Source organism: Methylobacterium frigidaeris (assembly GCF_022179185.1).
Taxonomy (GTDB): domain Bacteria; phylum Pseudomonadota; class Alphaproteobacteria; order Rhizobiales; family Beijerinckiaceae; genus Methylobacterium; species Methylobacterium frigidaeris.
On the sequence record NZ_BPQJ01000019.1, the window covers coordinates 73,007 to 94,242 of the forward strand.

The 21,236-nt window shown below is 70.6% G+C and carries 18 protein-coding genes; 15 read left to right on the forward strand and 3 right to left on the reverse strand.

Features of this window, described 5'->3' with window-relative positions:
* Positions 1-36: 36 nt before the first annotated feature.
* The 5 genes from MFF64_RS19945 to MFF64_RS19965 all read left to right on the forward strand — a co-directional run bounded on the left by MFF64_RS19945 (position 37) and on the right by MFF64_RS19965 (position 5,493).
* Positions 37-633: a sigma-70 family RNA polymerase sigma factor gene (locus MFF64_RS19945; RefSeq protein ID WP_238192161.1), complete on the forward strand. Its 597-nt coding sequence runs from the start codon at positions 37-39 to the stop codon at positions 631-633.
* Positions 630-1,331, forward strand: coding sequence for an anti-sigma factor (locus tag MFF64_RS19950; protein ID WP_099905901.1), 702 nt, complete (start codon positions 630-632; stop codon positions 1,329-1,331). Before MFF64_RS19945 ends, MFF64_RS19950 begins: the two co-directional genes overlap by 4 nt.
* Positions 1,332-1,467: 136 nt before the next feature.
* The gene (locus tag MFF64_RS19955) at positions 1,468-2,022 is read left to right on the forward strand and encodes a fasciclin domain-containing protein (RefSeq protein WP_099905899.1); all 555 of its coding nucleotides are present in this window, start codon (positions 1,468-1,470) and stop codon (positions 2,020-2,022) included.
* 236 nt (positions 2,023-2,258) lie between these two features.
* The gene (gene glmS, locus MFF64_RS19960; protein WP_099905897.1) at positions 2,259-4,085 is read left to right on the forward strand and encodes a glutamine--fructose-6-phosphate transaminase (isomerizing); all 1,827 of its coding nucleotides are present in this window, start codon (positions 2,259-2,261) and stop codon (positions 4,083-4,085) included.
* A 298-nt stretch (positions 4,086-4,383) separates the two neighbouring features.
* Positions 4,384-5,493 carry a DUF2778 domain-containing protein gene (locus MFF64_RS19965; protein ID WP_099905895.1) on the forward strand — a complete coding sequence of 370 codons (1,110 nt, stop codon included), beginning with the start codon at positions 4,384-4,386 and terminating at the stop codon, positions 5,491-5,493.
* Between the two features lie 217 nt (positions 5,494-5,710).
* On the opposite strand, the gene MFF64_RS19970 is transcribed toward MFF64_RS19965, so the two are convergent.
* Positions 5,711-6,934, reverse strand: a complete 1,224-nt coding sequence (locus MFF64_RS19970) for a TIGR03862 family flavoprotein (protein ID WP_238192163.1) — start codon at positions 6,932-6,934, stop codon at positions 5,711-5,713.
* 218 nt (positions 6,935-7,152) lie between these two features.
* On the opposite strand from MFF64_RS19970, the gene MFF64_RS19975 reads away from it, so the two are divergent.
* Positions 7,153-8,199 (forward strand): TerC family protein, encoded by a 1,047-nt coding sequence (locus tag MFF64_RS19975; RefSeq protein WP_099904994.1) that lies wholly within the window; start codon positions 7,153-7,155, stop codon positions 8,197-8,199.
* 209 nt (positions 8,200-8,408) lie between these two features.
* Here MFF64_RS19975 and mgtE read toward each other — a convergent pair whose 3' ends face one another.
* Positions 8,409-9,776, reverse strand: a complete 1,368-nt coding sequence (mgtE, locus tag MFF64_RS19980; protein ID WP_099904988.1) for a magnesium transporter — start codon at positions 9,774-9,776, stop codon at positions 8,409-8,411.
* A 325-nt stretch (positions 9,777-10,101) separates the two neighbouring features.
* On the opposite strand from mgtE, the gene MFF64_RS19985 reads away from it, so the two are divergent.
* Positions 10,102-10,548: a low affinity iron permease family protein gene (locus MFF64_RS19985; protein WP_099904990.1), complete on the forward strand. Its 447-nt coding sequence runs from the start codon at positions 10,102-10,104 to the stop codon at positions 10,546-10,548.
* Between the two features lie 6 nt (positions 10,549-10,554).
* On the opposite strand, the gene MFF64_RS19990 is transcribed toward MFF64_RS19985, so the two are convergent.
* Positions 10,555-10,983, reverse strand: coding sequence for a response regulator (locus tag MFF64_RS19990; RefSeq protein WP_238192165.1), 429 nt, complete (start codon positions 10,981-10,983; stop codon positions 10,555-10,557).
* 397 nt (positions 10,984-11,380) lie between these two features.
* Between MFF64_RS19990 and pal the strand changes: the two genes are divergently transcribed.
* From pal to MFF64_RS20030, 8 genes are all read left to right on the forward strand, one after another.
* Positions 11,381-11,908 carry a peptidoglycan-associated lipoprotein Pal gene (gene pal / locus MFF64_RS19995; RefSeq protein WP_238192186.1) on the forward strand — a complete coding sequence of 176 codons (528 nt, stop codon included), beginning with the start codon at positions 11,381-11,383 and terminating at the stop codon, positions 11,906-11,908.
* 163 nt (positions 11,909-12,071) lie between these two features.
* Positions 12,072-13,034 carry a tol-pal system protein YbgF gene (ybgF, locus tag MFF64_RS20000; protein WP_238192215.1) on the forward strand — a complete coding sequence of 321 codons (963 nt, stop codon included), beginning with the start codon at positions 12,072-12,074 and terminating at the stop codon, positions 13,032-13,034.
* 10 nt (positions 13,035-13,044) lie between these two features.
* The gene (gene tilS / locus MFF64_RS20005; RefSeq protein WP_099902254.1) at positions 13,045-14,118 is read left to right on the forward strand and encodes a tRNA lysidine(34) synthetase TilS; all 1,074 of its coding nucleotides are present in this window, start codon (positions 13,045-13,047) and stop codon (positions 14,116-14,118) included.
* 148 nt (positions 14,119-14,266) lie between these two features.
* On the forward strand, positions 14,267-16,189 hold the full coding sequence (gene ftsH / locus MFF64_RS20010) for an ATP-dependent zinc metalloprotease FtsH (protein WP_238192188.1): 1,923 nt from the start codon (positions 14,267-14,269) through the stop codon (positions 16,187-16,189).
* Between the two features lie 199 nt (positions 16,190-16,388).
* Entirely contained in the window at positions 16,389-17,732 is a 1,344-nt protein-coding gene (glmM, locus tag MFF64_RS20015; protein WP_099901463.1) for a phosphoglucosamine mutase, read from the forward strand.
* A gap of 290 nt (positions 17,733-18,022) precedes the next feature.
* A complete protein-coding gene (locus tag MFF64_RS20020; protein WP_238192189.1) occupies positions 18,023-18,955 on the forward strand; it encodes an outer membrane protein in 933 nt (310 codons plus the stop codon).
* Positions 18,956-19,132: 177 nt separating this feature from the next.
* Positions 19,133-19,972, forward strand: coding sequence for an outer membrane protein (locus MFF64_RS20025; protein WP_099903526.1), 840 nt, complete (start codon positions 19,133-19,135; stop codon positions 19,970-19,972).
* Positions 19,973-20,214: 242 nt separating this feature from the next.
* On the forward strand, positions 20,215-21,078 hold the full coding sequence (locus tag MFF64_RS20030) for an outer membrane protein (RefSeq protein ID WP_238192192.1): 864 nt from the start codon (positions 20,215-20,217) through the stop codon (positions 21,076-21,078).
* Positions 21,079-21,236 lie beyond the last annotated feature (158 nt).

Consider the following 21,236-nt stretch of genomic DNA (forward strand, 5'->3'; position numbering starts at 1 on the left):
GAGGAGAGGGGCGGCGCGTCCCCGGAGGCCTGAGCGATGCTGCGCGTCGAGGACCGTCCCCACGGAGACCCGCCCGCCGACCGGGAGGCCGTAATCCTGGCCGAGCTGATCGCCTGGGTGGCGGCGGGACGGCAGGACGCCCTGCGGGACCTCTACGCCCGCACGGCCCCGAAACTTTTCGGCCTGATCCTGCGTATCGTCCGGGACCGGGGCGCCGCCGAGGACGTGCTGCAGGACGCCTACCTGCGGGTCTGGCAGAGCGCCGCGGGCTACGAACCGGAGGCGGGACGGCCGATGGCCTGGCTCGCCGCGATCGCGCGCCACCGCGCCATCGACATGGTGCGGCGGAAGGGCGAGGTGCCGATGCCGATGGGCGACGACGAGGAGGAGGACTGGCTCGCCCGCGTCGCCGACCCGCGCGACGCCGAGGCGGAGTTCCTGAGCCGCGACGCGCTCCTCACCTGCCTCGAACGGCTCGAGCCGATGCAGCGCGACTGCGTGGTGCGGGCCTATTGCGAGGGCCTGTCGCGGGAGGAGCTGGCCTTGCGCTACGACCGACCGGTCAACACCGTGAAGACCTGGCTGCATCGCGGGCTCGCGCTGCTGCGGGGCTGCCTGGACGACGCCGCATGAGCGCTCCCGACGAGACCGACCTGCGGGCCGCCGAATACGTGCTGGGCACCTTGAGCGCCGCCGAGCGCGAGACCTATCGGAGCGAGCGCACCACCTCTCCGGCTCTTCAGGCGGCCGAGCGGGCCTGGGAGGCACGCCTCGCTCCCCTCGCGGGGGCCGTGCCGGAGGTCGCTCCGCCGCCCGATGCCTGGGAGGGAATCGCCGCTCGCTTGCCGAACGGGGCCTTGCCGCGGCCCGCCGCTCCGGTCGTCGACCTGCGTCCGGCGCTCCGGCGCTGGCGCCGCGCCGCCCTGGCGGCGGGCGCGGTGGCGGCTGGCCTCGCCCTGTTCATCGCCGTCGATCGCCTCGCGCCCCGAGGGGAGGCGGGCCGGTACCTCGCGGTGGTGAACCGCGGCGGCGAGCTGCCGGCCCTGGTGGTGCGGGTCGATCCGAGGGCCGGCACGGTCCAGGTCCGGGCACTCGCCACCGAGGCGCCCCGCGACCGCAGCCTCGAACTCTGGGTCGTGCCCGCCTCCGGCGCGCCGCGCTCCCTCGGCCTCGTCCGGGACGAGGCGGGCACCCGGCTGTCCCTGCCGCCGGGCGACCGGACCCTCCTCGACGGGGCGCGCCTCGCCGTCTCCGTGGAGCCGCCGGGCGGCTCGCCATCGGGCGTCCCGACCGGGCCTATGGTCTATACCGGCCGCCTGATCCGCGAATAGGACGCGAGGCAATCGCGCCCGGCTCGGAAGACTGCGAGAAAATCGCGGCGGGTCTGAAACTTTCCCGTCCGGCCCTCCGTACCGGCCCCCGACCCCGACGAGAGCGGGGCCGATACGAGAGACGGGACGACACCCCATGACGATCCGGAATCACGCCCGCACCCTGGTCCTCGCCCTCGCCCTGACGGCGGCGGGCGGCAGCGCTTACGCCAAGAACCCGATGGTCGGCGGCGCGCCGATGTACGCCTCGAAGTCGATCGTCGAGAACGCGGTCAACTCGAAGGACCACACCACCCTGGTGGCCGCCGTGAAGGCCGCCGGCTTGGTCGACACCCTGGCCGGCCCCGGCCCGTTCACGGTGTTTGCCCCCACCAACGCCGCCTTCGCCAAGCTGCCGGCCGGCACGGTCGAGTCCCTGGTCCAGCCGCAGAACAAGCCGACGCTCACCAAGATCCTGACCTACCACGTCGTGCCCGGCACCTACACGGCCAAGGACCTGATGGGGCTCGTGAAGCAGGGCGGCGGCCAGGCCGAGCTGAAGACCGCCGCGGGCGGGACCCTGACGGTGATGCAGAAGGGCAAGCGCCTGTTCGTGGCCGACGACAAGGGCAACACCGCCCGGGTGACGATCGGCAACGTGATGCAGTCGAACGGCGTCATCCACGTCATCGACACCGTGCTGATGCCCTGACATCCGGGGTCGCCGGGCGGGACCTCCGCCCGGCCGCGGCGTCCTGCCACCAGCCCGTGAACCTTGGCCGTCACAAACCGTTACGCAAGTTGACTCGCCGGATGGCCGGCCGGTTCGCTAGAAGGGCTGCGAGCGTAGCGGGTGCGGTACGGCAGGATTCCTGCCGCAATGCTCCGCATAAGGGTCGGAGCGTCCCGCAGCGGGACACTCTGCGAGCGAGACGTGAGGCGGTGAGCATGTGCGGGATCGTTGGAATCGTCGGCCGGAATGCCGTGGCGGGACAAGTGGTGGACGCGCTGCGCCGGCTCGAGTACCGCGGCTACGATTCAGCCGGCATCGCCACCCTGGAAGCCGGCCGGCTGGAGCGACGGCGCGCCGAGGGCAAGCTGTCGAACCTGCAGCTCAAGCTCCTGCAGAATCCGCTCGCCGGCGCCATCGGCATCGGCCACACCCGCTGGGCCACCCACGGCCGGCCGAACGAGACCAACGCCCACCCGCATGCCACCGAGCGCCTGGCGGTGGTGCATAACGGCATCATCGAGAATTTCCGCGAGCTGAAGGCCGAGCTCGCCGCCGAGGGCTGCGTCTTCGAGACCGAGACCGACACCGAGGTGGTGGCTCAGCTCGTCACCCACCTGATGCGGACAGGCCTCGGGCCCGTCTCCGCCGTCGAGGCGGCCCTGCCGCGCCTGCGCGGCGCCTTCGCCCTCGCCTTCCTGTTCGCCGGCGAGGAGGATTTTCTCATCGGCGCCCGCCACGGCGCGCCGCTCGCCGTCGGCTTCGGCGACGGCGAGACCTATCTCGGCTCCGATGCCCTGGCGCTGGCCCCCTTCACCGACGAGATCACCTACCTCGACGAGGGCGACTGGACCATCCTGACCCGCGACGGCGCCGAGATCCGCGACGTCGCCGGCAACGTCGTCGCCCGCCCGCGCCAGAAGATCGCGACGCAGGCCTTCCTGGTCGACAAGGGCAATTACCGCCACTTCATGGCGAAGGAGATCTACGAGCAGCCGGAGGTGGTGGGCCGCACCTTCGCCCATTACGTCGACCTCGCCGCCGGCCGCGTCGCCCTGCCGGAGGCCCTGCCCTTCGACTTCGCCAAGCTCAGCCGGATCTCGATCACCGCCTGCGGCACCGCCTACTACGCCGGCCTCGTCGCCAAGTACTGGTTCGAGACGCTGGCCCGGCTGCCGGTCGAGATCGACGTCGCCTCCGAGACCCGCTACCGCGAGCCGCCGCTGGAGAAGGGCGGGCTGACGCTGGTGATCTCGCAATCGGGTGAGACCGCCGACACCCTGGCCTCGCTCCGCTACGCGAAATCGCAGGGCCAGCACACCCTGGCGGTGGTCAACGTGCCGACCTCGACCATCGCGCGCGAGGCCTCCGCGGTGGTGCCGACGCTCGCCGGCCCGGAGATCGGCGTCGCCTCCACCAAGGCGTTCTCGTGCCAGCTCACGGTGCTGCTCTGCCTGGCGCTGGCGGCGGGCCGGGCGCGCGGCACCCTCGACGAAGCCGCGGAGAAGCGCCTCGTCGACGCGCTGATCAAGGTGCCGGGCCTGATGGCCGAGGCGTTGAAGCGCGAGGACGAGATCGAAGTGCTGGCCCGCGAGATCGCCAAGGCCCGCGACGTGCTCTATCTCGGCCGCGGCACCGCCTACCCGATGGCGCTCGAGGGCGCGCTGAAGCTCAAGGAGATCTCCTACATCCACGCCGAGGGCTACGCCGCCGGCGAGCTGAAGCACGGACCGATCGCGCTGATCGACGATGCGGTGCCGGTCATCGTGATCGCCCCCCACGACGCGACCTTCGAGAAGACCGTCTCGAACATGCAGGAAGTGGCGGCGCGCGGCGGCAAGATCGTGCTGATCGGCGACGCGCGCGGCGCCGACGCCGCCGGCCTCGACACCCTGGCCACCCTGATGATGCCGGATCTCGACCCGATCGTCGCGCCGATCGTCTACGCGGTGCCGGTGCAACTCCTCGCCTACCACACCGCCGTGGTGTTGGGTAAGGATGTCGACCAGCCGCGCAACCTGGCGAAATCCGTCACGGTGGAGTGAGCCTGGCCCGCCACCGCGGGAGGCAGGGTTTAACGGCGCGTCGCCTCCCCGGGGGCGGCGCGCTGTCGCGTTCAGGGACAACGCGAGACCGCGTCCGGTCCTGCCCGCCATCAGGGCGCCACGAATTCTTCCGATTCGCTCGATGTCATTTAGCCGGGATTAACCAAGAGGCCGCTCAATACGAGAGCTTAAGGTTGATCCTTTCCTAAACGGCCGATCTCGCCGGACCGTCGGGCGCTCGCGCTCCGGCGACCGGCCGGTCGAGTCCGTGCGGGACAAGCCATCGAGTACAGGCCGCATGGACCTCGTCGCGTATTCGTCCGGTCGCCTCGCCCCGGGCTCCCTCCGCCGCCGCCGCCGCAACCGGCGGCTCCTCGGCATCGCCGCCGTGCTGGGTGGCATCGGGGCCACCGCCGGCCTGATGCCGCGCGAGGAGGCTGGTCCGCCGGTGGCGGGGATCGTCGCGGAGCCGATTCGCGAGGCCCGCCTCCCCCCGGCCGAACTCGGCTGGATGCTCGCGCCGCTGCCGACCCTCGGGCGCGAAGCGGCGGGCTTCACCCGCGACGCCCCGGCCGAGGCGGCCCCGCTTCTCGCGGCCTCGGACCCTGCGTCGACGCCGGCCCCCGAGCCGCAGCGCCTCGCCGAGGCTGCCCCGGCCGCACTCGTCCCGCCGTCGGAGCCGTCCGCGGCGGTCCAGCCTGCCACCACGCCGCTCGTCGCGGTTCCCCTGCCGGTGCCGCGCCCGCCCGAGCTGCGTTCCTCGCCGACCATCCTGGCGGCCCGCGCGCCGCGGCGCCCCGTCCAGGCCATGGCCTCGACCCAGAGCGTGTTCAAGGCCGCACTGCCGGAGGAGCCGTCGCTGTTCGACCGGATCTTCGGGGGAGGGAGCCAGAGCACCCCGTCGCAGACCCTCGCCTACGCCGCACCCGGCGGCCTCGATCCGAGCCCGCGCCCCCGGCTGAGCGCCGGCCCCGGCATCGCTGTCTACGACATCAGCGCCCGCACTGTGTCCCTGCCGAGCGGCGAGACGCTGGAGGCGCATTCCGGCCTCGGGCCGCACATGGACGATCCGCGCAACGTCCACCTGAAGATGCGCGGCGCCACGCCGCCGGGCACCTACGACCTCACCGAGCGTGAGGCGCTGTTCCACGGCGTGCGGGCGATCCGGCTCAATCCGGTCGGCGGCAGCGGCGCCATCTACAACCGGGTCGGGCTGCTGGCCCATACCTACATGCTGGGCCCGAGCGGCGCCTCGAACGGCTGCGTGTCGTTCCGGAACTACGACCGCTTCCTGCAGGCCTTCCTGCGCGGCGAGGTGCGCCGCCTCGTCGTGGTGCCGGGCAGCGGCGCGAGCGATCTGCCGCGGATCGGCCGGGGCGGTCCTTCGGACCGCGCCACGAGGGGCTGACGCCGTCGCCTGGATCGCCATCCCGCGCGGCGCCTGAGCGAAGCCGGCTGCCGCATCGCGGAAGCGATCGCCTGAAGCGATAGACCGGAAAGTGTCAGGGAGCCTGTTTGATCGGCTCCCACCGGGTTGACGCCCTCCCGGCGATCCCGGGACCGTGCAGCGGAGCCCGGGATCGCCGGGACGTCACGTAGTTCGGAAGACCTTGAGCGCGCGTCGTTCAGCACCCGCGCAGCCACTCCAGCACGCCCCTCGCCGCCGCCCGGCCGCTGGCGAAGCTCGCCTGGAGCAGGTAGCCGCCAGTCGGCGCCTCCCAGTCCAGCATCTCGCCGGCGACGAACGTGCCGGGCCGGGCCCGCAGCATGAAGCGGTCGTCGAGACCGGCGAAGGCGACGCCGCCGGCGCTGGAGATCGCCCGCTCGATCGGCCGCAGGCCGGTGAGCCGCAGCGGCACCGCCTTGATCAAGGCTGCAAGGGCGCCCGGCTCCGCCGGCAGATTGCGCTCCGCCTCGCGCAGCAGGCCGGCCGCCAGCGGGCTCAAAGCCGCGGCTTTCCGCAGGACCGTCGCGCGGGACTCCTTCGCCCGCGCTCCGGCGATCCGGCGGGCGAGAGCGGCGACGTCGAGGTCCGGCCGCAGGTCGACGGCAAGCACCGCCTCTCGCCTTTCCTCGATCGCCTCGCGGATCTGTCGCGACAGGGCATAGACCGCACCGCCCTCGATGCCGTCGGCGGTGATCATCGCCTCGCCCCGCACATGGTCTGGTCCGAGGTGCAGCGCGATCCGCTTGAGCGGCGCCCCGGCGAAGCGCTCGGCGAAGATCGGCGACCAATCCACGGTGAAGCCGGCATTGGCGGGGCGGAGCGGGTTCACGGAAACCCCCTCGGCCTCCAGCACCGGCACCCAGGCGCCGTCGGACCCGAGCCGCGGCCAGCTGGCGCCGCCGAGGGCCAGCACCGTCGCGTCCGCGTTCAGGCTTTCCGGGCCGTGCTCGCCCGCGAGGGTGAGCGCGCCCTCGTCGTCCCAGCCGGTCCAGCGGGTGCGGGTGCGCAGGGTCACGCCGAGATGGTCGAGCCGGGCGAGCCAGGCCCGCAGCAGCGGCGAAGCCTTGAAGGCCTGTGGAAACACCCGGCCGCTCGATCCGACGAAGGTCGGCTGGCCCAATGCCTCGCACCAGCCGCGCAGGGCCTGCGGCGGAAACTCCCGAACCGCTGCGTCAAGGCGTCGCTCCGGCGGGGCGTAGCGGGCGAGGAAGCGCTCCAGCGGCTCGCTGTGGGTGAGGTTGAGGCCGCCGCGCCCAGCGATCAGCAGCTTGCGGGCCGGGGAGGGCATCCGCTCGATCACGGTGACCTGCAGGCCCGCCGCCGCCAGGATCTCGGCGGCGGAGAGGCCCGCGGGCCCGCCTCCGATCACCACTACCGTCCCTTGCGCTCTCGCCGTCGTCATGGGCGCCCCAAGGCCGCGATGCAGGCAGCCCTGTCAACATGTCGCCTGGGCAGGATGGAAAAATAAGAGCGTGGCCGTCAGCCCCCGCTGCCCTTGATCCGCCGCCATCCGGGACATAAGTCGCTCCCATCGGCTGCGGGCCCCTCTGGCGAGCGGCGCAACGCGCGCTCGTGATGTCGGAGCCGATGCTTTCCTCCTCGAAGCATCACGGTCCCGCGATGGTCGATTTTCTGTATATGACGTGGCTCGGCAAGCCGGTCTGGATGTGGCTGGGCTTCCACGCCGTCATCTTCATCCTGCTCGCCCTCGATCTCGGCCTTCTGCACCGCGACAAGAGTCGCGAGATCGGCGTGAAGGAGAGCCTGCTCCTCACCGCCTTCTATCTCACCCTCGGCCTCCTCTTCGGCGGCTGGGTCTGGTGGTACATCGGGCCGCAGGCGGGCCAGGAATACCTGGCCGGCCTCGTGGTCGAGAAGTCGCTGTCGATGGACAACGTCTTCGTCATCGCGGTGATCTTCGGCTATCTCGGCATTCCCCGCAACGCGCAACACCGGGTGCTGCTGTGGGGCATCCTGGCGGCGATCGTGCTGCGCGGCCTGATGATCGGGCTCGGCGCCGCCCTCGTCCATCAGGCCGAGTGGGTGCTGACGATCTTCGCCGCGTTCCTGATCTATGCCGGCATCAAGATGCTGGTCTCCGGCGACGAGGAGGAGGGCGAGAGCCGATCCGCCGACCGCTTCACCGCCTTCATGCGCCGGCACATGCGCGTGACCGACCAGCTCGACGGCCAGAAATTCACCACCCGCCGGCCCGATCCGGCGACCGGCAAGCCGGTCCTCTGGCTCACCCCGCTCGCCCTGGCGCTGGTGCTGGTCAACGGCGCCGACGTGATCTTCGCGGTCGACAGTGTCCCGGCGATCTTCGCCATCACCACCGACACCTACGTGGTCTACACGTCGAACATCTTCGCGATCCTCGGCCTGCGCGCGCTCTATTTCGCACTCGCAGCGATGGTCGACCGCTTCGCCTACCTGAAGACCGCGCTTGCCCTGATCCTGATCTTCATCGGCCTGAAGATCGTGGTGGCGGACACGTTCGAGCTGGTCGAGGTCCAGCCCTGGGTCGCGCTGGTCGTCACCGTGGTGCTGCTCGCCGGCGGCATCGTCTACAGCCTCTGGCGCACCCGCGGCGCGGCGGAGGCACCGGCCGCCGTCCCGCCCGAGGCCGACGTGCCGCGCGAACGGCTCGGCAGCAGCCACGGGTAAACGGTTGGAAGGGGCGCCGTGGCGCCCCTTTTTTGACTCAGCGGCGGGGACTGGAGAGTCGCGCTGACGACCGACATCCAAGCTTGGGAGCGCCTGGTTTGAAGCCCTCACCCGGGGTCATACCCACCACGTCATTCCGGGCCCCGCTTCGCGGCCCCGGAATGACGGGTCAGGCCTGACGTGCCACAGAGCCGGAACCGAACCGGCCTCTACAGCAACGTGCCCTTCAGGATCACCAGCGCCACCGTGAAGTAGATCACCAATCCCGACACGTCGACCAGGGTCGCGACGAACGGGGCCGAGGCGGTAGCGGGGTCGAAGCCGACGCGCTGAAGGATGAAGGGCAGCATCGAGCCGGTGAGCGAGCCGAACAGCACGATCCCGACGAGCGCCGTGCCGACGGTGGCGGCCACGAGGAACCAGTGCTCGCCGTAATCGTAGAAGCCGAGCTTCTGCCAGATCACGATCCGCACCACGCCGATCATGCCGAGGATCGCCCCGAGCGTCAGGCCGGCGGGGATCTCGCGGAGCGCCACCCGCCACCAGTCGCGCAAGCGCACCTGGTGCAGGGCCAGCGCCCGGATCAGCAGCGAGGTCGCCTGCGAGCCCGAATTGCCGCCCGAGCTCATGATGAGCGGGATGAACAGGGTCAGCACCAGGGCCTTCTCCAGTTCGCCCTCGAATCCCTGCATCGCGCTGGCGGTGAGCATCTCGGAGAGGAACAGCACGCAGAGCCAGCCGGCCCGCTTGCGGATCATGGTCAGGAAGCTGATCGACATGTAGGGCTCGTCGAGCGCCTCCATGCCGCCGAAGCGCTGCACGTCCTCGGTCTGCTTCTGGATCATCGCGTCGATCACGTCGTCGACGGTGACGATGCCGACGACGTGGTTGCTGGCATCGACCACAGGCACGGCGAGCAGGTCGTATTTCGAGATCAGCCGGGCCGCCTCGTCGCGGCTGGCATCGGCCGAGACCACCACCGGGCGGCGGTTCGGCGCCACCGACAGGATGTTGTCCTCGGGGTGGCCGGTGATCAGGCGGCGCAGGGGCACCGCCTTGGCGAGCGCTCCGGTGCGCGGATCGAGCACGAAGATCGAGTAGACGGTCTCGCGGGTGCGCTCGACCTTGCGGATGTAGTCGAGGGTGAGCCCGACGGTCCAGGTCGTCGGCACGGCGACGAACTCGGTCGTCATGATCGAGCCGACGCTCTCCTCCGGATAGGCGATGAGCTTGTCGACGGCGCCGCGGGTCTCGGCGTCGAGGCGGGCGCGCAGGTCGGAGCGGCCCGGCTCCTCGATCTCCCGGATCACGTCGGTGACCCGGTCGGCCGACATGCCCGACAGGAACGAGGCGACACGGTCACGCGGCAGCATCTCGATGATGTCGGGGGCGCAGTCGAGCTCGGGCTGGTCCAGCACCTCGACGGCGCGCTCGTGGGGCAGGCTGAGCAGGATGGCCGCCGCCACTTCCGGCGCCTCCCGGTTCAGGGCCTCGACGATGTCGGGGGCGCTCTCCTCGGCGAGCCGCGCGGCGAGGGCGGCGGGCTCGACGGGGGCGTCGATCACGGTGTCGGTCATGGCTCACCTGTTGGGGCGCGGGCGTCGGCCGGCCGTCCCCGGTCGGTCGCGGTGAGCCGCCGAACAGGCGAGCGCGCGGGACCTCAGGCCGGAGACGGCAAGGGCGGTCGACTGTGACTGTCGCTCGGCATGGGGTTGAGGTTGTCCGGGGATGCTGCGGCGCGAGAGCGCGCTGCGAGCCGCCCGTCACTGCGCCGAGCCGGAGGCCGCGTCAAGAGGGGAACCGTGGGCGCCGGATCGGAATTCGTAAGCGAACACTCATCAGCCCGGAGCCTCTGGAAACGTTAGGAAATCTTCCAGGAATCCGGCCGTCACGGGGGCCACGATGGCAACGACGCGCGTCCTCACCTTCTCGGATTTCGCCGCTTCGGTCGCCCGGGCGGCGGGTCGTCCCGGCACCTTCGCGGCGAGCCTGCTCCTGATCGCGGTCTGGGCGGTGACCGGCCCGCTGTTCCACTACTCGGACACCTGGCAGCTGATCATCAACACCGGCACGACCATCGTGACGTTCCTGATGGTCTTCCTGATCCAGAACACCCAGAACCGCGACGGGGCGGCGATCCAGGCCAAGCTCGACGAGCTGATCCGGGCGAGCGCGGCCCAGAACGCCTATATCGGCATCGAGCACCTGACCGAGGAGGAGCTCGATCTCCTGCGCGCCCGCTGCGAGGCGCGGGCGAAGGATTTTCGTCTGAGCGACGCGGCGGACGCCGCCGAGGAGACCGCCAACGCGAAGGCGGCCGCCGCCGCCCGGGCCGCGGCCGGCGCGTGAGACCGATCAGGCGCAGAGCTGGCGCGACATCTCGATCTCGCTCGCCATCATCCGGGCCAGCCGCAGGATGTCGGCGATCACGAAAGGCTTGGTGACGAAGATGCTGCCGGGCACCGCTGGATGCTTCAGGTTGGCGGTGGTCGATGAATAGATCACCGGCCGGTGCGGCTGGATCTGCCGGTAGGCCTCGGCCACGCTCCAACCGTCGACGAGGCCGGGCAGCCGGATGTCGGTGAGGAGCCAGTCGATCCGCGCGCCATGCTGGCGCAGCAGGGTCAGCGCCGCCTCGCCGCTCGACGCGGTCAGCGTCTCGACGCCGTGCTGCTCGCACAGGGTCACCAGCAGCTCGAGCAGCATGTAGCTGTCCTCGACGATGAGGACGCAGGGCTTGGGCTGCGGCTGCGACATCCGGGGCGAGGGCGGGGACTCGAGCATCGCGGGAGAATCTCGATCATCAATGGGGTGACGGTCGGTCCTCTTGGTTAACGAAACGTCAATGAGCGCGAACCGTTTTGATGCAAACATGCAACACGACGCGGGAGTGCGCCGCGACGGCGTTCCGCGCCGCAGCGTAGCCGTATTTCAACGGTGTCTGGGGCTCGCCCCGCCTCGTCGCCGGGGCTCGGCCCGGGCGGCGGGAGCCGCGCGGCCCCGCCGAGGTCGCGAGGTCCGGTTGCGCGAAGTCCCCGTCAAGGTCGACGGAACCTTCGCTTAACCGGCCGGGACTATGGACGATCGCGTGTCGTGAAGCGGCGTGGCCGGGCTCTTCGTGCCGCCTGGGCCTCGCCGGGTGCGGTCTTCGCTCGAGACCGCTCAGAGGAGTTCTCAGTCGATGCCGCTGCCGCTCGCGCCCCTGCGCGCGCTCAAGATCACCGCCGCCCTCGGGCTCGCCCTGTCGATGGCGGCCTGCGCGAGCAACAACGACCTCGCCGACGCCTCGGCGGCCTACGGCGCCGGCGGCGCCGGCGGGCGCGGCGGTCCTGCGACGCCGGGCAGCGCCCAGGACTTCGTGGTCAATATCGGCGACCGGGTGTTCTTCGATTCCGACTCGACCGACCTGACCCCGACCGCCACCGCGACCCTGGACAAGCAGGCGCAGTGGCTGTCGCGCTACCCGCGCTACACCTTCCTGATCGAGGGCCATGCCGACGAGCGCGGGACCCGCGAGTACAACTTCTCCCTCGGCGCCCGCCGGGCGCAGGCCGTGCGGGACTACCTCGCCTCCCGGGGCATCGGGTCGAGCCGCATGCGCACGGTGTCCTACGGCAAGGAGCGCCCGGTGGCGGTCTGCAACGACATCTCGTGCTGGTCGCAGAACCGCCGCGCCGTCACGGTGCTGGACGGCGGCGCCGGCTCGTGAGGGTAAGGGGCGGCGCGCTGCCGCCCCCTTGCCCGGAGAGGGGACCCTTGCCCAGAGGGACGGAGTAGTCCGCGCCGACCTTTTGCCGGGAGACGCGGCATCTGCTAACCCGCGCTCCCGAGTGCGGACCCGCCGCCTGACCCGAGCCGTGATGCGCCCCGCCATGCTTCGCCGCCTGCTCCTCGCCCCCCTCGCCGTTTCAGGGCTGGCCCTCGCCGCCGCGTGCCCGGCCGCTGCCCAGGACGCCGCCGAGTTCGTGGTGCGCCTCAACCGGCTGGAGAACCAGTCGCGCCAGATGGCGGGCCAGATCGAGTCGCTCCAGTACGAGAACCGCCAGCTCAAGGAGCAGCTGCGCAAGTTCCAGGAGGACGTCGAGTTCCGCTTCCAGGAGATGAAGGGCGGGCAGCGCCCGGCAGCCTCCACCCCGCAGGCCAAGCCCCAGAAGCGGAGCGACGCCTTCGACCCGTCCCAGAATCCCGGCGCACCGGGCGCCCCGCAGGCCCTCGGCGGTACGCCTGGATCGGGCGCCGCGACGCCCTCGCAGGCGCCGCGCTCCGCGGCGGCCGCCCCCGCGACCCCGAGCGCCACCGCCACCCTCGCGCCACCCCGCGCGGCGATCGAGGACGAGACGCCGGATTACGGCGAGCCGGTGGACCTGCGCCCTCCGTCCCGCCCGACCGCCGCCGCACCGGCCGCGGCGCCACGACCCACCGCCAGCGTCGCGGCCACCGGCACCGGCGACGCCAAGGCCGATTACGAGACGGCCTACGCCTACGTGCTGCAGCGCCAGTACGAGCAGGCCGAGATGAGCCTGCGACAGTTCATCCAGTCGCATCCGCGCGACGCCCTGGTGCCGGACGCGACCTACTGGCTCGGCGAGAGCTACCTGCAGCGCAACCGCACCCGTGAGGCGGCCGAGCAGTTCCTGAAGGTCTCGACCGACTACGCCCGCTCGCGCAAGGCGCCGGACGCGATGCTGAAGCTCGGCGCCTCGCTCAACGCCCTTGGCGCCCGCGAGCAGGCCTGCGCCACCCTGGCCGAGCTGGAGCGCAAGTTCCCGCAGGCCTCCTCGACGGTGAAGCAGGGAGTCGACCGGGAACAGCGGCGCGCGCGCTGCGCCGCGTGAGCCAAGCAGTGTGAGTCGCCCGGACGGGCTCTCTTCCGGTCGACCTCTCGGCCTGGCCGAGAGCGCGGCTCTCCTGGATCCCTGGATCGGCCCCGGCGCCGCCTACCGGGGCGCGGTGCTGGCGGTGTCCGGCGGGCCCGATTCGACGGCGCTGATGGGCTGCGCCGCTCTCGCAGGGCGCGGGGTTCCCGTCATCGTCGCCACCGTCGATCACGGCTTGCGTCCCGCCTCGACCGCCGAGGCGGACGGGGTCGCCGGCCTCGCCGCCCGGCTCGGCTTGAGGCATCGGGTTCTCGCCTGGACGGGCCCGAAGCCGGCGGCGCGCCTTCAGGAGGTGGCCCGGGCGGCGCGCTACCGCCTGCTCGCCGACCTCGCCCGGGAGGCCGGCGCCGACCTCGTCCTCACGGCCCACACCCTCGACGACCAGGCCGAGACCGTGCTGATGCGCCTCTGCGCCGGATCTGGTCCCGCCGGCCTCGCCGGGATGGCGCCGGCCCGTGCCCTCGGCGGGCTCACTCTCGGCCGACCGTTCCTGAGCGTGCCGAAGGCCCGCCTCGTCGCTACCTGCGAGGCGCGGGGCTGGCCGTTCGTGCGCGACCCATCCAACACCGATCCGCGCTTCGGCCGTGCGCGCCTGCGGCGCCTGCTGCCGCTCCTCGCCGAAGAGGGGCTGAGTGCGGATCGTCTCGTCCGCCTCGCCGGGCGTCTGCGCCGCGACGAGGCGGCCCTCAGCGAGGCCGCCGAGGCGGCCTTGCGCGACCTTCGGCGACCCGAGCCGGACGGGGAGGGGCGCCTCGTCCTCGACGGGCTCGGGCTCGCGGCCCTGCCCGAGGCGGTCGCGCTGCGGGTCGTCGTCCTCGCCGTCGGAGCCGTGCAGGGCGCCGCGGCACGGGGCGAGGCGTCGCACTACCCGGCGCGCCTGGACCGGCTGGAGCGGACCGCCCTCGGCGAGATCCTGCCGGCCCTGCGGGAGGGCAAGGCCTGCCGGCGCACCGTCGCGGGTCTCCTCCTGGCGGCCGGCGGCGGCCGGCTGACCCTGGGGCCGGAGCCGCCGCGGCGGCCGCGGACACCGCGACCGGAATGACGGTCGGCTGCGCCCGACGGCGTGCGGCGCCGCAGGCGCGGGCGATTACTTGGCAAGCCCCGGGCGGGTGCCTACATTGCGGTCCGAGTGCCGGTGCCCCACCCAGCACGCCCGCCCGGTACCGCGCTCCTCAGGGATTGACTCTTCGATGAACCCCAATTTCCGCAATTTCGCCCTGTGGGTCGTCATCTTCCTGCTGGTGCTGGCCCTCGTGACCCTGTTCCAGAACCCGGGTCACCGCTCGGGCGGCGGGGAGATCGCCTACAGCCAGCTCCTGAACGACGCCGAGGCCGGCCGCATCCAGAGTGTGGTCATCTCCGGCCAGGAGGTGAGCGGCACCTACACGAGCGGCGGCACGTTCACGACCTATGCCCCGAACGACCCCTCGCTGGTGTCGAAGCTCCAGGGCAAGGGCGTGACCATCACGGCCCGTCCGCCGTCGGACAACACGCCGTGGTTCATCGCGCTGCTCGTCAACTGGTTGCCCATCCTGGTGTTCATCGGGGCCTGGATCTTCCTGTCGCGCCAGATGCAGTCCGGCGCCGGCCGGGCCATGGGCTTCGGCAAGTCGAAGGCCAAGCTCCTGACCGAGGCCCATGGCCGCGTCACCTTCGAGGACGTGGCGGGCGTCGACGAGGCCAAGGAGGACCTGCAGGAGATCGTCGAGTTCCTGCGCGACCCGCAGAAGTTCCAGCGCCTCGGCGGCCGCATCCCGCGCGGCGTGCTGCTGGTCGGTCCCCCCGGCACCGGCAAGACCCTGATCGCCCGGGCGGTGGCGGGTGAGGCCAACGTACCGTTCTTCACCATCTCGGGCTCGGACTTCGTGGAAATGTTCGTCGGCGTCGGCGCCAGCCGCGTCCGCGACATGTTCGACCAGGCGAAGAAGAACGCCCCCTGCATCATCTTCATCGACGAGATCGATGCGGTCGGCCGGCATCGTGGCGCGGGCCTCGGCGGCGGCAACGACGAGCGCGAGCAGACCCTCAACCAGCTCCTCGTCGAGATGGACGGCTTCGAGGCGAACGAGGGCATCATCATCATCGCGGCGACGAACCGCCCCGACGTGCTCGATCCGGCCCTGCTGCGTCCGGGCCGCTTCGACCGCCAGATCATCGTGCCGAACCCGGACGTGATCGGCCGCGAGCGCATCCTGCGCGTCCATGTCCGCAAGGTGCCGCTCTCGCCCGACGTCGACCTGAAGGTCATCGCCCGCGGCACCCCCGGCTTCTCGGGCGCCGACCTGATGAACCTCGTCAACGAGGCGGCCCTGCTGGCGGCCCGCCGCGGCAAGCGCATCGTCACGATGCACGAGTTCGAGGACGCCAAAGACAAGGTGATGATGGGCGCCGAGCGGCGCACCCTCGTCATGACCGAGGACGAGAAGCGGCTGACGGCCTATCACGAGGGCGGCCACGCCATCGTGGCCTTCAACGTCCCGGCGACCGATCCGGTGCACAAGGCGACGATCATCCCGCGTGGCCGGGCCCTCGGCATGGTCATGCAGCTGCCGGAGCGCGACAAGCTGTCGATGTCCTTCGAGCAGATGACCTCGCGCCTCGCCATCATGATGGGCGGCCGCGTCGCCGAGGAGATGATCTTCGGTCACGACAAGGTCACCTCCGGCGCCCAGTCGGACATCGAGCAGGCGACGCGCCTCGCCCGCATGATGGTGACCCGCTGGGGCTTCTCGCCCGAGCTCGGCACCGTCGCCTACGGCGAGAACAACGACGAGGTCTTCCTCGGCATGCAGGTCAACCGGCAGCAGAACGTGTCGGAGGCCACCGCCCAGAAGATCGACGCCGAGGTCCGCCGCCTGGTCGAGGCCGGTCTTCAGGATGCCCGCCGCATCCTCGACGAGCGCCGCAACGACCTCGAGGCCCTGGCCCGCGGCCTGCTCGAGTACGAGACCCTGTCGGGCGACGAGATCCGCGACCTGCTCGACGGCAAGCCCCCGGTGCGTGACGCCGGCGACTATCCGACGAACCCCACCCGCGGCTCGCCGGTCCCCTCCGCCGGCCGCGGCCGGCCGCGGGAGAATGACGGCGGCTACGAGCCGCAGCCACAGGCCTGACGCGGGCCCGGAATCCACACCGGTCGGTTTTCGCGACGAGGGGCGGCGGGAGAGATCCCGTCGCCCCTTGTTGTTGTGCCGAAGTCGCAAAATAACCCAAACAGCATGTGACCGCGTCCGGGTGATGGCGGCACCAGCCTTGCGCTAATCGTGCGAGACGGGGGCCGCTGGCCCGGAACGGGACAGGGAGACGACAGCCGTGCGCAAGTATTTCGGGACCGACGGCATCCGGGGGCGGGCCAACGGCGTCATCACGCCGGAGCTCGCGCTCAAGGTGGGGCAAGCCGCCGGCCTCGTGTTCCAGCGCGGGGACCATCGCCACCGCGTGGTGATCGGCAAGGACACCCGCCTGTCGGGCTACATGATCGAGACCGCGCTCATCGCCGGTTTCACCTCGGTGGGGATGGACGTGCTGCAGCTCGGCCCGATGCCGACGCCGGCCGTCGCGATGCTGACCCGGTCGATGCGCGCCGATATCGGGGTGATGATCTCGGCCTCGCACAACCCGTTCGAGGATAACGGCATCAAGATCTTCGGGCCGGACGGCTTCAAGCTCTCCGACGAGGTCGAGCGCGAGATCGAGCGCCTGATCGACGCCGACCTGCAGGTCAGGCTCGCCGGATCCCATGATCTCGGCCGGGCCAAGCGCATCGAGAGCGTGCATGCCCGCTACATCGAGTTCGCCAAGCGCACCCTGCCGCGCAACCTGACCCTCGACGGGTTGCGGGTGGTGGTCGATTGCGCCAACGGCGCCGCCTACCGGGTGGCGCCCGAAACCCTGTGGGAGCTCGGCGCCGAGGTGATCGCCATCGGCACCGAGCCGGACGGCTTCAACATCAACCGCGATGTCGGCTCGACCGCGCCGGAAGCCCTGGTCGCCAAGGTGCGTGAGCTGCGCGCCGATATCGGCATCGCCCTCGACGGCGACGCCGACCGGGTGCTGGTGGTTGACGAGAAGGGCCAGCGGGTCGACGGCGACCAGCTGATGGCGGTGGTCGCCCGGTCCTGGCAGGAGGACGACCGCCTGTCGAAGAACGGCATCGTCGCCACGATCATGTCGAATCTGGGCCTCGAGCGCTATCTCGGCGGCCTCGGCCTCGGCATGGTCCGCACCGCCGTCGGCGACCGCTACGTGCTCGAGCACATGCGCGAGCACGGCTACAATCTCGGTGGCGAGCAGTCCGGCCACATCATCATGTCCGATTACGCCACCACCGGCGACGGGCTGGTGGCGGCGCTCCAGCTCCTCTCGGTGGTGCAGCGCCAGCAGCGCCCGGTGAGCGAGGTCTGCCACTGCTTCGACCCGCTGCCGCAGGTGCTCAAGAACGTGCGCTACGGCGCCGGCGGCGAGCCGCTGCGCCAGGATTCCGTCGTCACCGCCATCGAGGGCGCCCGGGAGCGTCTGGGGGAGGGCGGCCGCCTGGTCATTCGTCCCTCCGGCACCGAGCCGGTGATCCGGGTAATGGCCGAGGGCGACGACCGCGACCTCGTGGTGAGGGTGGTCGACGACGTCGTCGAGGCCTTGCGCAAGGTCGCGGCCTGACCGATTTCTCGCGGAACGGAGGCAGCGACGTCCTCCGTTCCGCCCAAGCCACAGCCAAGGCGCGAGTTCCCGGCAAATCTACGCGCATCACTTGCGCAAGCCGAGCCCCGCCTTCGCATCCGGGGCTTCGAGCCTGGACCCCGGCGCCGGCGTCCGATCAATCAAGTGCAACACTTTCTCATCCCTAAGGCTTAACGTTAAGCGCGGGTTTACCGAACTCAGCGACAGTCATGACGTCTTCCAGAACGGCCGCCCGACGTCCTCGCGGCCTTTCACCACAAGGAACCGTCATGGGCCGCAGCAAGCCACTCGCGCTGGCGCGCATCTTCACGCTCGCTGCGAGCGTGGCTGCGCCGGGGCTCGTCCACGCCGCCGACCTCCTGCCGCCTCCGCCCCCGCCGCTGCCGCCCCCGCCGGTCGAGTTCGGCGGCGGCTGGTACCTGCGCGGCGATGTCGGCGCCAGCATCTACACCCGGCCGAAGCTCTCGACCGTGCCGAGCCCGGACGTCGTCAACTACTACAACACCGATCTCGGCGGCGGCGGCTTTGCCGGCATCGGTGTCGGCTACCAGTTCAATTCCTGGCTGCGCGGCGACGTGACCGGCGAGTACCGCTTCTCCAGCGGCTTCCGCACAAACGACCGCTTCAAGTCGAAGTACCCGACTTACGATGAAGCCGGCCTTCGCCGCGACCACGACGATGCCACCTACGAGACCACCAACGGCAATTACTCGGCCGCGGTCGTCCTGGTGAACGGCTACGCTGATCTCGGCACCTATTACGGCGTCACGCCGTTCGTCGGCGCCGGCGTCGGCGCCGCGTTCCACCATTTCTCCGGCCTGTCGGAGTCGAGCCAGATCACCGGCAGCTATACCTACGCGGATTATCCGGAGTGGGGCAAGTACGGCTACCAGAGCATCAGCGGCGGCACCTACAAGAACCAGACGAAGACGAGCCTGGCCTGGGCCCTGCACGCCGGCCTGTCCTACGCCGTCACGCCGAACGTGAAGCTCGAACTCGCCTACCGCTACCTCAATCTCGGCGAGGGCAGCACCGGCGTGCTCAACTGCTTCTGCGGCACTCCCCTGGCGCCGATCAAGGTAAAGGACATCGAGGCGCACGACATCAAGCTCGGCATGCGCTGGATGTTCGGCGCGCCGGTCCTGGCCGCCGCTTACGAGCCGCCCCCGCCTTCGATGATGCCGCTGGTGCGCAAGTATTGAAGCGAGCGACACGTCTCCGGCGTGCTCGCGCCGGAGATCGCGGTGGTGGACCGTTAGGGTCAAGTCGCCGCTCACCTTCTGATATTACGTAAAGTCGTCGGGCCGCTCGAGCCCGCACACTCACTCGCGACAAGCAAGCCCCGGCTGAGGAGCCGAAGGGGCAGGAAAGGGCGCCCCATGGCACGGTTCGGTCACTGCATTCCGGTCGCGGCTTTCGGGCTCGGCCTGCTCGGCGCGCCCGCGCTCGCTGCCGATCTGCTGCCGCCGCCACCCCCACCGCCACCGCCGCTCGCTGCCCCGGTGCAGATCGGCAGCGGCTGGTACCTGCGCGGCGACTACACGGCGAGCGACTTCCGCCACCCGAAGGACGACACCCTCCCGGGCACCGAGGGCGCCAAGCTCGTCGGCTTCCGCCTCAGCGACACCGATGGCTATGGCGGCGGCATCGGCTACCGCTTCAACAGCTTCCTGCGCGCCGACGTCACCATCGACGGGCGCACCCGCAGCCGCTTCCGCGACTATTCCTCGCGTACGCTGTTCGTCGAGGGCTTCAACACCGAGGCCGGCAAGCTCGATGTCCTGACCGGCTTGTTCAACGTCTACGTCGATCTCGGCACCTGGTGGGGCTTCACCCCCTATATCGGCGCCGGCGTCGGCATGGCGAGCAAGCGCTTCCACGACGCCTGGACCGGCACCACCTGCTTCACCACCGCCTGCGGCAGCGGCGTCGACGGCGCCTATCAACTCGGGGCGCAGGGGTACGACGCCCGCGCCAACCACACCGCGGTCGGTCTCGCCTGGGCGGCCATGGCGGGCATCTCCTACCAGATCGGTGCCGGCGTGAGCGTCGACGCCAGCTACCGCTACCTCGAGGTCGGCAAGGCCCGCACCGGCTTCGACGCCTACAACCAGAACACCCGCATCAAGGACATCGCCGCCAACGAGTTCCGGGTCGGGCTGCGGTGGGCCTTCGGCAACGGCCTCGCCCTGCCGGGCCTGGGCGGCTTGGCCTACTGACGTCTTCCGAATCCGCGTGACCGATCGCCCGGTGTGCCCGCCACACCGGGCGATCGGCATTTCGGACCGTCCCTAGCGTCATGCCGGAGTGTGTAACCGAAATTTAAGGTTACCACGACATTATCCTCCCAGCGGCACGGCAAAATTTGCCGATTAACAAGCCGGGGGCGGCCCAGATGCGTTTCGCGAGCTTTGGTTTTCTCGTCGGCGGTTGTCTGGTCGGCTTAAGCGTCGCAGCGCCCATGACGGTGCAGGCCGCGGATCTCGACTTCGGTGGCCTGCGCGGCGGCGTCGAGCCGGCACCGCTTCCGTCTCCGGACGTCTGGGACGGGATCTATCTTGGCGGCCACGGTGGCTGGTCGAGCGCGAGCTTCGGTTTCGGTGACGTCTTCCGCTCGTCGGTCGCCCAGGCCCTGCGCGCCACCGCGATCGAATCCACCCTCGGCGCCTCCGGCCTCCTGCATGCCCGTGACGTGCGCCGGGACGGGACGAGCTTCGGCGCCTTCGCGGGAGTGAACTACCAGTTCGACGAGACCGTGATCGGCGTCGAGCTCGACTACACCCATCTCGGCCTGAAAGGCCGCAGCAGCGACGAGATCGGCCGTGAGATCGTCGATAGCGGGGGCTCTCTCAGAGGGGCTTACCTCGCCGGCGACGCGACGACGCAGATCAAGGACTACGCCACCATCCGGGCTCGCGTCGGCTACACCGTCGCCGGCTTCATGCCCTTCGTGACCGGTGGCTTCGCGATCGGCCGGGCCCAGATCGCCGAGACGGTGGCGGTGCGCGGCTACGAGTACGACCAGGCGACCTACCGCAGCAACCAAGCCCTCGCCGACCCGTCGCAGCGGGTCTACGTCCACAATTCCGGCTACAAGACCTTCCTGCAGAACGATCCCGGCAACAGCGTGCTCGCCGCGCCGGACATCTTCACGCCCTCCAAGGAGAAGATCGTCGGCGGCATCGCGGCGGGAGCGGGCCTGGAATACGCCATCACGCCGAACCTGCTGCTGCGGGCGGAGTATCAATACGTCCTGTTCAACGACTTCGACGGCCACAAGCTGAACCTCAACACCGTGCGGGGCGGTGCGGCGGTGAAGTTCTAGAGCATTCTCCGACGTCGATGATATCGGTTCGTCGCAGAAGAGGCGGCACGATCAAAGACTTCGCACGGCGTCCGATTGCAACGCCATCGTGCACGACAGCGGGATCCAGCCGCACCTGACGGGCCGACGGCACTTCGTAAGTCTCTCCCGTTCCGGAC